The 11,565-nt window shown below is 49.3% G+C and carries 15 protein-coding genes; 7 read left to right on the plus strand and 8 right to left on the minus strand.

Annotation, left to right across the window (positions count from 1 at the left end; all coding sequences use genetic code 11):
* The gene (locus tag OIR97_RS14975; RefSeq protein ID WP_169543046.1) at positions 1 to 450 is read left to right on the plus strand and encodes a molybdenum cofactor biosynthesis protein MoaE; all 450 of its coding nucleotides are present in this window, start codon (positions 1 to 3) and stop codon (positions 448 to 450) included.
* Between the two features lie 33 nt (positions 451 to 483).
* On the opposite strand, the gene OIR97_RS14980 is transcribed toward OIR97_RS14975, so the two are convergent.
* Both OIR97_RS14980 and OIR97_RS14985 read right to left on the minus strand, forming a co-directional pair.
* On the minus strand, positions 484 to 1,926 hold the full coding sequence (locus tag OIR97_RS14980; RefSeq protein ID WP_169543047.1) for an SEL1-like repeat protein: 1,443 nt from the start codon (positions 1,924 to 1,926) through the stop codon (positions 484 to 486).
* Positions 1,927 to 2,108: 182 nt separating this feature from the next.
* Positions 2,109 to 2,993 (minus strand): branched-chain amino acid aminotransferase, encoded by an 885-nt coding sequence (locus OIR97_RS14985; RefSeq protein WP_169543048.1) that lies wholly within the window; start codon positions 2,991 to 2,993, stop codon positions 2,109 to 2,111.
* Between the two features lie 103 nt (positions 2,994 to 3,096).
* Here OIR97_RS14985 and OIR97_RS14990 point away from each other — a divergent pair, with 103 nt between their 5' ends.
* The 3 genes from OIR97_RS14990 to OIR97_RS15000 are packed head-to-tail and all read left to right on the plus strand — an operon-like array spanning position 3,097 to position 5,655.
* The gene (locus OIR97_RS14990) at positions 3,097 to 3,591 is read left to right on the plus strand and encodes a MarR family winged helix-turn-helix transcriptional regulator (RefSeq protein ID WP_169543049.1); all 495 of its coding nucleotides are present in this window, start codon (positions 3,097 to 3,099) and stop codon (positions 3,589 to 3,591) included.
* 19 nt (positions 3,592 to 3,610) lie between these two features.
* Positions 3,611 to 4,294, plus strand: a complete 684-nt coding sequence (locus OIR97_RS14995) for a response regulator (protein ID WP_181017830.1) — start codon at positions 3,611 to 3,613, stop codon at positions 4,292 to 4,294.
* Positions 4,282 to 5,655 carry an ATP-binding protein gene (locus tag OIR97_RS15000; RefSeq protein WP_169543050.1) on the plus strand — a complete coding sequence of 458 codons (1,374 nt, stop codon included), beginning with the start codon at positions 4,282 to 4,284 and terminating at the stop codon, positions 5,653 to 5,655. Before OIR97_RS14995 ends, OIR97_RS15000 begins: the two co-directional genes overlap by 13 nt.
* A 10-nt stretch (positions 5,656 to 5,665) precedes the next feature.
* On the opposite strand, the gene OIR97_RS15005 is transcribed toward OIR97_RS15000, so the two are convergent.
* The 6 genes from OIR97_RS15005 to OIR97_RS15030 all read right to left on the minus strand — a co-directional run bounded on the left by OIR97_RS15005 (position 5,666) and on the right by OIR97_RS15030 (position 8,770).
* Entirely contained in the window at positions 5,666 to 6,013 is a 348-nt protein-coding gene (locus OIR97_RS15005; protein ID WP_169543051.1) for a hypothetical protein, read from the minus strand.
* 9 nt (positions 6,014 to 6,022) lie between these two features.
* Positions 6,023 to 6,373, minus strand: coding sequence for a tRNA-binding protein (locus tag OIR97_RS15010; protein WP_169543052.1), 351 nt, complete (start codon positions 6,371 to 6,373; stop codon positions 6,023 to 6,025).
* 58 nt (positions 6,374 to 6,431) lie between these two features.
* On the minus strand, positions 6,432 to 6,857 hold the full coding sequence (locus OIR97_RS15015; protein WP_169543053.1) for a hypothetical protein: 426 nt from the start codon (positions 6,855 to 6,857) through the stop codon (positions 6,432 to 6,434).
* Positions 6,858 to 6,909: 52 nt separating this feature from the next.
* On the minus strand, positions 6,910 to 7,719 hold the full coding sequence (gene proC / locus OIR97_RS15020) for a pyrroline-5-carboxylate reductase (protein ID WP_169543054.1): 810 nt from the start codon (positions 7,717 to 7,719) through the stop codon (positions 6,910 to 6,912).
* Positions 7,720 to 7,722: 3 nt separating this feature from the next.
* The gene (locus OIR97_RS15025) at positions 7,723 to 8,316 is read right to left on the minus strand and encodes a type III secretion system chaperone family protein (protein WP_219821544.1); all 594 of its coding nucleotides are present in this window, start codon (positions 8,314 to 8,316) and stop codon (positions 7,723 to 7,725) included.
* 130 nt (positions 8,317 to 8,446) lie between these two features.
* The gene (locus tag OIR97_RS15030) at positions 8,447 to 8,770 is read right to left on the minus strand and encodes an accessory factor UbiK family protein (RefSeq protein WP_169543055.1); all 324 of its coding nucleotides are present in this window, start codon (positions 8,768 to 8,770) and stop codon (positions 8,447 to 8,449) included.
* A gap of 122 nt (positions 8,771 to 8,892) precedes the next feature.
* Here OIR97_RS15030 and lgt point away from each other — a divergent pair, with 122 nt between their 5' ends.
* From lgt to pgeF, 3 genes are read left to right on the plus strand one after another with little or no spacing between them, the layout of a single operon-like run.
* A complete protein-coding gene (gene lgt, locus OIR97_RS15035) occupies positions 8,893 to 9,699 on the plus strand; it encodes a prolipoprotein diacylglyceryl transferase (protein WP_169543056.1) in 807 nt (268 codons plus the stop codon).
* A complete protein-coding gene (locus OIR97_RS15040) occupies positions 9,699 to 10,781 on the plus strand; it encodes a class I SAM-dependent methyltransferase (RefSeq protein WP_169543057.1) in 1,083 nt (360 codons plus the stop codon). Before lgt ends, OIR97_RS15040 begins: the two co-directional genes overlap by 1 nt.
* Positions 10,782 to 10,783: 2 nt before the next feature.
* On the plus strand, positions 10,784 to 11,554 hold the full coding sequence (pgeF, locus tag OIR97_RS15045) for a peptidoglycan editing factor PgeF (RefSeq protein WP_169543058.1): 771 nt from the start codon (positions 10,784 to 10,786) through the stop codon (positions 11,552 to 11,554).
* The last annotated feature ends 11 nt before the right edge of the window (positions 11,555 to 11,565 follow it).

Below are 11,565 nucleotides of genomic sequence, written 5' to 3' on the forward strand. Positions count from 1 at the left end.
ATGGTCATTGTCCAACATGATATTTTTGATACCGGAGAAATTCTAAGAAAAGCGGTAGAAAATAGAACCGATATTGGGGCTGTTGTGACATTTACCGGTCTGGTGCGTGATTTTAATGAAGGGGCGGCCGTTCGCACGCTCACTCTGGAACACTATCCGGGAATGACGGAACGAGAATTAGAGAAGATCGAGACCGAAGCACGCAGTCGCTGGGATCTTCAGGAATGCATCCTTGTCCACCGCTATGGAAAAATGGAGCTTGCCGAACCCATCGTTCTTGTCCTGACAGCCTCCAAACACCGTCAGGATGCTTTTGATGCCGCACAGTTCCTAATGGATTGGCTTAAAACGAAGGCGCCGTTTTGGAAACTTGAAGCCGGCGAAGATGGAACAGAAGACTGGGTCAGCGAACGACAAAGTGATCATACAGCAGCCGACCGCTGGAAGTAACAGAACGCTGTTTCATCGGTATTCCAGAGCGTTTTATTGCCGTTTTTGACGCTTGCTAATCCACTCCGCTGCCAAACGATTGGCTTCTGCTATCTGCACCGGGCTCATGCTTTGAACAAGAATAGCGTTCATCTTTTTTGCACTTCCCTTGCCGCGAGCGGCAGAAATCAAAGACCATTTAAGGGCCTCAATATCAGTCCGGCCCTTGGAAATTTCGGCTTTCGCTGCCGGTGTATCAAGCGGAACCCGGTTTGCAGCGGCAACAATCTCGGTAATCACCGCCGCATCTAATCCATTTGTAAGAACGGGTACAGAAACTTTCGGCGAGGCCGCCTTGGCGACCACAGAAGCCTGTTTCGATGCAGTCGTCTTCGCGGCAGGAACTTTCGTTGCCTGTGTCAGCGTTGCCTGTGTCGGCGTTGCTGCTTTTACTGCGGGGGCCTTAGCAGGAATATTCTTTATAGTTGGTGCTTGTGTGGATTGCGTGGCAACGGTTGGCGTCTTTACAACGGGTTGCGTTTGCACCGGCGCGGACATAGTTGTGTCCGAGGCGGCGTTTGTTTTACTCGCAAGGCTCTGGCTCGGTGCAGCTTCAATAGCTGGTGTCGGGGCCGCTTTGGCGACAGGCTGGCTACGCGCCGTTGTAGCGGCAGGACTGGTTTGAACCGTTGGCTGGGCGGCGGCCACTGTGGCTGAAGACTGGCCTGCAACAGGCTGGGTGGGGGAAGCCTGAGGGACAACAACCGCGCCCCCATTGCTTTTTGCCTGTAACTCGGCAAGGCGTGCACGCGCGTCGTTCATTTGACGCTGCTTATCCTGTTCAGCCTGCAACGCCGCAAGGCGTTCCTCTTCTTCACGGCGGCGCTGCTCAATCAAGGCGCGTCTTTTGGTTTCTTCTGCCTTTTCCTGCGCAGCTTTAATTGCGGCCTGCCTGCTTTCGCGCTCTAACTGGTCCGCCAGTTGTGCATCTGCTTTACGTTGTTCTGCTAAATCTCTCTGGCGCTGTGCCCGTGCAGCCGAGGCTTTACGCTCGACCTCCAACTGGGCTTTTCGGTCCGCTTCCAGTTTCGCTTTAGCGGCCTGATACTCGGCCTCACTCCGACCAATATTTTTCCGGAACCATTTGCCGAAGATCTGTATTGCCTGTTCGTTACCTGCATCGATTTGACCGGCGGTCATAATCGGTTTGATCCGGGAAATGGCTTGTTCTGCTTGCGGCGCTCCTTGAGCGGCGGCCAGACGGTACCAGCCATAGGCTGCACTTAGGTCCTTAGGAAAACCCTCAACACCTTTTTCAAACAGCAGTCCCAAATTATATTGTGAATTGAGATCGCCTTGAGACGCCTCATTGGACCAGAGTTCTACAGCCAGAGAAAAATTGTTTTTGTTATAAGCGTCCAAACCTGACTGAAAATCCGCCCATGCCTGTCCAGCTGTGAGAAGAGCTAACCCTACAACAAATCCAACTCGCTTCATTATCTTTCCCGTGCGCCTCCGCGAACCTTAAAAGGTTACGCATTCCATATGTCCAAGTTGCGGCCCAGATGACCGCTTCCCATGCATACCGTGATTGCACGTTATTATAAAGGAAAATCAAACCGCCAACAAAAAAGCCGCTGCACAAAGTCAGCGGCTTTCAAAATGTCGTAGCGGTATGATTATGCGGGCACTTTTCGACGAACACAGTTTTCGTAGTCTTCGATCAAGGTCTGACAAATTGTACCCGGTGTGAATTTATAATCATTGATTGCCCCAACGGGGGTTACTTCCGCGGCCGTGCCGGTCAAGAAACATTCTTCAAAATCAGCCATTTCTTCAGGCATGATGATCCGTTCGACGACTTCAATCCCCCTTGCTTTCGCAAGATCAATCACGGTGCGCCGAGTAATCCCATCTAGAAAACAATCAGGTGTAGGGGTATGCAAAACACCATCTTTGGTGAAGAAAATATTTGCGCCGGTTGCCTCTGCAATGCGACCCCGATAATCCAGCATCACCGCATCATCAAATCCGTCAGATTCTGCTTTATGCTTGCTCAATGTACAGATCATGTAAAGACCCGCCGCCTTGGACTGTGTTGGAATGGTATCTGGTGACGGCCTGCGCCAATCAGAAATCTGCAGACGGATCCCTTTCATCCGCGCTTCCGGATCAAAATAGCTAGGCCATACCCACGCCGCGACAGCAAAGTTGATTTTATTCTGCTGTGCCGAAACACCCATCATTTCAGATCCGCGCCATGCAACAGGCCGCAAGTATCCGTCCACAATGTTATTGGCGTGCATTGTATCAAGGCAGGCCTGATTAATTTCATCAACCGTCAAGCCAAGATCAAAACCCAGAATATTTGCAGATTTGATCAAGCGTTCGCTATGTTCAGTTAATTTAAAAATTTCACCGTCATAGACCCGTTCCCCTTCAAACACACTACTGGCATAATGCAGTCCATGAGTGAGGACGTGGACATTGGCATCTCGCCAATCGACCAATTCTCCGTTAAACCAGATAAAGCCGTCCCGTTCGGCAAAGGAGGTGGTATCCATTTTTATACACCTTGAGTTATAATATATCGTTTTATAGCATTAATTGTTCGATTATTACTCATCGAATTCGGTTTTGGTAACATTATGAGAAAAATAAGTCAACATGACTGACGTAAAATCTGGAACAAACCCTTTATTTTTGAGGGAAGAAGAACTCAGACAATGTGCAGAACTGCTTTTTTTCGCGTATCGCGACTTTACGGCAGGTCCTGATGAGATTCTTAAAGACTATAATTTTGGGCGAGCCCATCACCGCGTTATCCATTTCGTGGGCAGCAACCCCGGAATCACGGTATCCGAACTTCTGGATATCCTGCGTATCACCAAGCAAAGTCTAAGCAGGGTTTTGAACGCGCTTGTTGAAAGAGAGTTTATTCATCAAAAACCTGGGGTTACCGATCGACGTCAACGGCTTCTCTACCTGACGGAGGAAGGTAAAAAACTGGAACAGAAAATCAGTGCGGTTCAACAGAAACAGGTCGCCAAAGCATTTCGAGAGGCTGGAGGCGATGCGGTCGCCGGGTATCGGAAAGTCCTGGAAGGCCTGATTGATGAAGACGATCGCGAACAGGCACTGAAACGAATACAGAAAAAATAAGGTTACGGATGTCTTCCCTATGATCGATAATGCGTCTCATATTCTTGTCGTCGATGACGACGCCCGGCTGGCCTCTTTGCTGAAGCAGTATCTATCCGATAATGGATACCGGGTCACTGTGGCAGAATCGGCCGCTATTGCGCGACAGAAAATGAAGGGTCTGACCTTTGATTTGATGGTTCTGGATCGCATGATGCCTGGCGAAGATGGGTTATCACTTGCACGATCAATTCGTGCCGATCAAATTGCGTCCAAAACCAAGCCAATTCTGATGCTAACTGCCATGGCCGACTCTTCTGACAGGATCGACGGACTGGAAGCAGGCGTTGACGATTATCTTACAAAACCTTTTGAACCCAGAGAACTTCTGCTGCGCATCGAAGCAATCTTGCGACGCGCCAAGATTGAGACAAACAGCCGAATTGTTTTTGGCGACTTTTCGTTTGATCTGACAAAAAGCGAGCTGACCCAAGACGGAACCATTGTCAATTTGACCTCCAGCGAGCAGATCCTCTTAAAAACATTAGCGGAAACACCAGGCGTTCCCATTTCACGGGATAATCTGTCCTTATCCAGTGGTGCGCAAGGACGGGCCGTCGATGTGCAGATCACGCGTCTGAGACGAAAAATCGAAGAAGACCCCAAATTACCACGTTACTTACAAACCGTCCGCGGCGAAGGATATGTTTTATGGGCAGACTAGGGGCTAAAATTAAAAACGAAGCCTGGCTGTTATCCACGTTCTTCAGGTTGTTGAAACGACTGATGCCAAATACGATGTTTGGCCGTTCGCTGCTGATCGTTGTCCTGCCGATTATCCTGCTACAGGTTTTGGTAACCTATATTTTCTATGAACGTCACTGGGATAATGTTGCCCGCAGATTGGCCCAGGGCGTCGCAGGGGAAGTTGCAGCTGTCATCTCGCTAACTGATCGGTTTCCAGGGCCTGAAGCCCGAGCCAGCATCCTGACAATTGCCCGGGACCAAATGCGTCTTGCCATTTCTTTTGAAGAAAACGGGCAACTGAATGAAACTGAAATCCAGAGGGAACATTCCGGTTTTCTCGATCGTCAACTTGCCAGGGCCCTTCAGGAAAGTTTGCCGGCCCGCAATTTCACACTCACCAGCAACGAAAAACTGGAAAGTGTCGTCATCCGCCTTCAGTTGCCCAATGATGTCCTGCAAATTGTCGTGCGGGATAAACGGCTTTTCTCATCCACAACCTATATTTTTGTGATGTGGATGATTGCAATTTCCCTCGCCCTGCTGGGCATTGCCGTTATCTTTTTACGCAACCAGATGCGACCGATCAAACAATTGGCCTCAGCCGCAGAAAAATTCGGTCGTGGTCAGGAAGTCGAAGATTTCAAACCCTCCGGCGCCCTAGAAATTCGCTCAGCGTCCAAGGCGTTCCATGACATGAAGCACCGAATATTAAGGCAAATAACTCAACGCACTGAAATGCTGGCCGGTGTAAGCCATGACCTTCGCACTCCGCTCACACGCATGAAACTCCAACTGGCAATGATGCCCGAGGATCAAAGCCGCGAGAATTTACAAAGTGACGTGGAGGACATGCGGAATATGGTCGAAGGGTATCTTGCCTTTGCAAAAGGGCAGGAAGCGGAAACTGTACAGGAAGTCAACGTGACTAGACTAATTGAATCCGTCGTCGAAAATGCCCGCAGACAAGGGGCGCAGATCACCCTCACAGCGACGCCGGAAATAAGAACATCCATTCGCGCCAACAGTGTCAAGCGCTGCCTGACAAATCTCGTCGAAAATGCCCGTCGCCATGCTACGGAAATCGCTATTGCAGTATATCCAACGGATAGTCAGATCGTGATTTCGATAGACGATAACGGACCGGGTATTCCCTTAGAGAAAAGACAGGACGTCTTTAAGCCTTTTCATCGGCTGGACACATCCCGCAACAGTGAAACCGGTGGTAGCGGTCTGGGCATGACCATCGCCCGTGATGTGGTACACGGACATGGTGGCCAAATTGCACTCGGCCGCTCTTCCATGGGCGGTTTGCATATTGAACTTACTTTTCCCTACTAGAACCCCTTGTTCAGGTTTTAAGGGATTGAAAGGCCGCCTCGATTGCTGATGTTGCCGACAATTCTGTCACCGAAGCCTGAGCAAAAGCCTTGTTTGCTGCAGCCAGAACAACGGGAACGGCCGCAGCGGCCAGTTGGGGCGTTGTTGCCGCCTTGGCAATCATCAAAACCTTCATAACCTCTTCTTCATAAGTTGCGGACAAAGCCTGTACCTCCGCATCCCGTGATTGAAATACCAGGAACGCATTTGTTGACGCTTTCTGAGCCGCCTCCAGCTTAGCCTGATGGTCTTCAAATAACGAAGACAGATCAGGCGCTTCTGGCATGGCATCGTCAACGTCTGATGTGTCTTCTGTCATTTCTATTCCTTAATGCAATCGTCCGCCGATCGGCACATCATGATCAGGCGAAATGAGTGAAATCTGCCCGTTTGCATCACTAAAGCCCAAGACAAGAACCTCTGACATAACGGGACCAATCTGTCGGGGCGGAAAATTAACAACGGCCGCCACCCGTTTTCCGACCAAGCTTTCTAGCGTATAGAGATCCGTAATCTGTGCCGATGTTTTGCGAACACCGATCTCCTCTCCAAAATCAATTTTAAGCTTATAGGCCGGTCGACGCGCTTCCGGGAATTCCAATGCTTCCAACACAATTCCTACCCGGATATCCACTTTTAAAAAATCTTCTATTCCTATTTCTTTGGCTTTCTCGGTCATTCAACCCTCCACTTTTTTTGGGGATGCTAGGGCAATGGCAAACCCAAAACAAGCCTTCTTAGCCACCAGAGAACTTTTTTGCCACGTCTTCAATTACGCTCATAGATTGTGTGAAAGACTGGGTCAGCGTCGCATTGGTTTTCACGGTAGACTGCATCATCTTGGACGCGGTCGCGCTAAACGAATTTGCAGCAAGCATATGGCCATCCAGAATAGTCCCGATATCCGGTACCGAATTCGCCGCCCCTCCGGCCTTTTGACCTTCCAATTGAAGACCGGCCGCCATCCCTTGCAGGACAGATTGTAGGGTTGCCTGTTGTTCGGCGCAGATGGTTTGAAGGCTATCAGCCATTTCGGTGCTGATCGACGATATCGCCTCAACATTTTGTTTCTGGGATTCAGTGATTGGGGTCAGGTCAGGAATGATAACCTTTCCTGCCAAGGTAGGGGCCCCCATTCCTGTTGAGGGTTTTGCATCCGACATAGCATCCTCCAAAAGAGGGGATATGGGGTCAAAAATACAACTTTAAAGTGCGTTAGCTTAATTCAATTGATCGTTTCTTGGCGGCTTCAACTGTTTTCGTCATTAATTCGATCAAAGAATTATTCGCCATCAACACATCAAGGCCAGCGGCAGTCGTTCCATTTGGACTTGTCACATTCTTTCGTAGTTGGGCAACATCCAAGTTTGACCTTTGGGCCAATTCACCTGCACCAGCAACTGTAACCTTGGCGAGCGTTGTCGCCAGATCTTCGGGCAAACCCGCAGCCACCCCAGCCTTCGTCATTGCTTCGATCATATGAAAAACATAGGCTGGGCCTGAGCCGGACAGCCCGGTCACAGCATCCATCATATTTTCATCATCCACCCACGCCGTTGTTCCAATCGCTGACATCAGACTATCACAAAGCCGGCGATGCTCCTGCGTAACAGAAGGGTTCGGAACTGAGACAAGCATCCCTTTGCGGACCGCCGCAGGCGTGTTTGGCATGGTCCGAATAATCGCAGTGTCCTTACCAAAATAATTTTCGAAAACGTCAATTCGGGTTCCTGCGGCAATTGAAATAATCAGCGCACCCTTGTCTGCATATTTCTTATAGGTCGGTATAACCTCCGTCATAACTTGTGGCTTCACGGCCAACACAATGACATCCGGTTGATAATCTTCTTCAATCAACAAAGGAGAAGTAAAAATTCGACAGCCAGAGCGGGACGCCAGCTCCAAATTACTCGTCGATGGATCAACCACCAGAATGCTGTTCGGTTTAATATTTTTTTCGATCCAGCCATCGAGCATGGCACGGCCCATATTACCGCAACCCACCAGCAAAATTGTCATAGACATGATTTAAGCTTCACCCATTGTTTCTAACATGGCAGATTCAATTGCCTCTTCAGGAGTTTTTCCGCCCCAAATCGCGAACTGGATGGCGGGATAGAATTTTTCCAATTCACTCATGCCAATTTCAACAAGATTCTGAATCTGTTCAGCATTCATGTCGCAATTTTCATTTAGTAAAAGTGCATGCCGGAACATAACAAGCCCCTCTTCACGCCAGGTATCAAAATGACCGATGAACATTTTTTCGTTCATCCTTGCCAGCAATTCATAGATCGCATCATATTTCCGGTCCGGAACCTTCACGTCATAGGCGCAGGAGAAATGGATCGCCTTGATATCAGCACGCCATGAAAACCAAAGGTGATACTGACACCAGCTCCCCTCTACGCCGACGGTCAGTTCATTCCTGCCCTGCCGTTCAAAGGACCAGTCATTAGCAGAAATAATGGATTCAACAAGGTCGAGAGGATTGTGGTCTTCGAGTTCTTCTTGGGAAAAATACACAGTCGTCATGCCAAGACTCCTTTGCAAGATCCCCGCTTTCATCATGCCAACCGTTACAGGCCGCACAATTCCATCGGGAACATCGATTTGGGCCATATCTGGTACCCTAGAAAAAAGAATACCATACATTTAGCGTAAAGCGCCTTTCACATTGGCGCAACACCCAAATCAGTTTTTGTGCAACTTTCTTGTGGATAACCGGCATTTTAAAGCCTTGGGGGGAAAACTACTCAGCCGTTTTAGACGCTGGCGTTTTTTCCTTTTTTGCTGCCGATGCTTTTTTGGCCGCAGGTGCTTTTTTTGCCGCCGCGACTTTCTTTTCAAGCTCAGCAATTCTGGCATTCTGCACTTCAAGTGTATCGCTCATGGCGACCAGCATGGCCTTCATTGCATCGAATTCCTCGCGAGGAACCAAATCCATATCAGCCACCAGCCGTTCGATCCGCTGATGCACCAGATTTTCCCACTCGGATTTCATCCCTTGTGCAGTTCCGAGCGCGCCAGACGCCAACCGGGCAATGTCATCAAAGATACGTGAATTTGTCTGCATGAAACTGGGTCCTTTCAAGTTAATCGCACTATGACGTGCAGCAACGGGAAAATCAATTGCTTTAGACGTTTTAAACAATTGTCCTACTTGCGCAGTTCGGTGCATCCTTTATATAAAGACTTATGAACTCAGCGATACAATTTCTAGCAGTTTCCTTTCCGGAAATTGACCCCATACTCATCGAATTGGGCCCTTTTGCCATTCGCTGGTATGCCCTTGCCTATATCACCGGTCTTATCCTTGGCTGGCGATTGATGCTCCACTTTGCCAAATCCGATAAATCTCCGCTAACGCCAGAGCATATTGATGATTTTCTGGTTTGGGCGACTCTGGGTGTCATTCTGGGCGGACGCCTTGGCTATGTCCTGTTCTACAAGCCGGATTATTACATTACCGACCCGCTGGAAATCGTCAAAATCTGGGAGGGCGGCATGTCTTTTCATGGGGGCTTTCTAGGCGTTGTCATTGCAGCGATCCTGTTTTCTCGAAAACGGTCAATTCCTCCGCTGGCGCTGGCTGATATGCTGGCGACGGTTGCACCGGTGGGGTTATTCTTTGGACGGATCGCCAATTTTATAAATGGAGAGCTTTTTGGACGCGTAACCGATGTTTCCTGGGCGATGGTTTTTCCAAATGGCGGGCCCTTGCCGCGCCATCCCAGTCAACTATACGAAGCGCTTCTGGAAGGTGCCGTTTTGTTTGTCCTTGTCATGATCCTGCGGCAAACGAAATTCGGTCAGAAACCCGGACTGCTGACGGGTACATTTTTAGTCGGTTATGCCGCTTCACGTGGTTTTGTTGAACTGTTTCGTCAACCGGATGCCCATCTTGGATTTCTGTTGGGAGGCGCCACGATGGGGCAGCTCCTCTCAATACCGATGGTGTTGATCGGACTCTATTTCATCCTTCGCCCCGCCGCATCCCGATAATGACCGAACTTGAAAACATCCTGAAAAGACGCATTGAAGAATGCGGCCCGATTTCTGTTCATGACTATATGTCTGACGCGCTTCTTCATCCAGAATATGGCTACTACCAGCGTTCCAACCCTTTTGGCCGATCCGGTGATTTTATTACCGCCCCGGAAATCAGCCAGATGTTCGGAGAACTTATCGGCCTATGGTGTGTGGACTGCTGGGCGAAAATGGGAGGGCCTTCCCGCGTCAATTTGATTGAGCTGGGCCCGGGCAACGGGACCTTGATAAAGGATGCCCTGAGAAGCACCAAACTGGTCCCGGAATTTGTTAATGCCGTGTCATTGCATCTTGTGGAAGTCAGCGACCGCCTCAAAAACAAACAACAAATGGCCCTTTCCGACCATTCCGTCCAATGGCACTCGCATTTTCCTGAAGATCTGGATGGCCCTTATATTGTTATAGCCAACGAGTTTTTTGACGCACTGCCCATCCATCAGTTTCTGCAGTCCGAAAGCGGCCCCAAGGAACGCGCGATCACCTATGCAGATGACAAACTGACATATACCACAATGGCCGTTGCACCTGACGTGCAGTCATTTTGCAATCCAGCCCATCTTGAAAAGCTGGAACCGGGCGAAATTTATGAAGTTTGTCCGTCTGCGCTCTCCATAATGACAGGCATCGCGCACCAAATCGCCGAAAAAGGCGGTGCGGCTTTGACCTTGGACTATGGACCTGAAAAAAGTGCACCCGGAGATAGTTTCCAAGCCCTCAAAGACCACAGAAATGTCTCCGCACTGGAACATCCGGGGGAAGCTGATTTGACGGCCCATGTTGATTTCGGTCGTTTGGCAGACGTTGCGCGGGAGAGTAACGTGACGGTCGCCCCAATAACCTCGCAAGGCCGTTTTCTGGAACGCTTGGGTATCGAAGCCCGGGCGCTACAGCTTTCTGCAAAGGCAACGGATAGCCAAAAAGAGAAAATTGCCAGCGATCATAAACGGTTGGTCAGTTCAAGCGGAATGGGGACTCTTTTCAAAGTGCTCTGTTTTCATCATACTCTCTGTGCATCGCCCGCGGGCTTTGGGGAATAAAGATGATCAAAAGCGATATATTTAATGAAAGTCAAGTTAGTCACGGATTTTTCACACGTAAAAACGGCGTCTCTAACGGTATTTACGCGAGCCTCAATTGTGGTGCGGGTTCCAATGATGCAATTGACAATGTCATAAAAAACAAGGAAATCGTTGCCAAATCGCTACTGGTTTCGCCTGAAAATTTAACGACACTATATCAGGTTCACAGTTCCGACGTGCTTACTCTGACTGAACCGGTAGATACAGAAAACAAACCCAAAGCCGATGCCATGGTGACGAACGTTTCGGGTCTCGCATTAGGGATCCTGACAGCAGACTGCGTCCCGATCCTTTTTGCCGATTCTGTCAATCAGGTCATCGGGGCAGCTCATTCGGGGTGGAAAGGCACAATCGGTAATATTTCAAAGGCCGTGATCGAGGCTATGATAGAGCTTGGCGCCTCCCGCAGTTCGATCTGTTGTGCCATTGGTCCGGCAATTCAACAGGCGTCTTACGAAGTCGGACCCGATTTCCCGGCTCCGTTTATTGCACTGGATCCAGCGTATAAATCATTCTTTATTCCGTCCGAGCGTGAGAAACACCACATGTTTGACCTCACCGGTTTTGTAAAAATGCAACTACTGCAACAGAATATTAAAGCGGTTGATCTGATAGACAATGATACCTGTGCGGATGAAGAGTATTTTTATAGTTATCGACGGATGTGCAAACGGGGCGAGCCTGACTATGGTCGGCAAATCTCCGCCATCGCCCTCCGCCCGCAAACCTGATTATAATTGTT

Source organism: Sneathiella aquimaris (assembly GCF_026409565.1).
Lineage (GTDB): Bacteria > Pseudomonadota > Alphaproteobacteria > Sneathiellales > Sneathiellaceae > Sneathiella > Sneathiella aquimaris.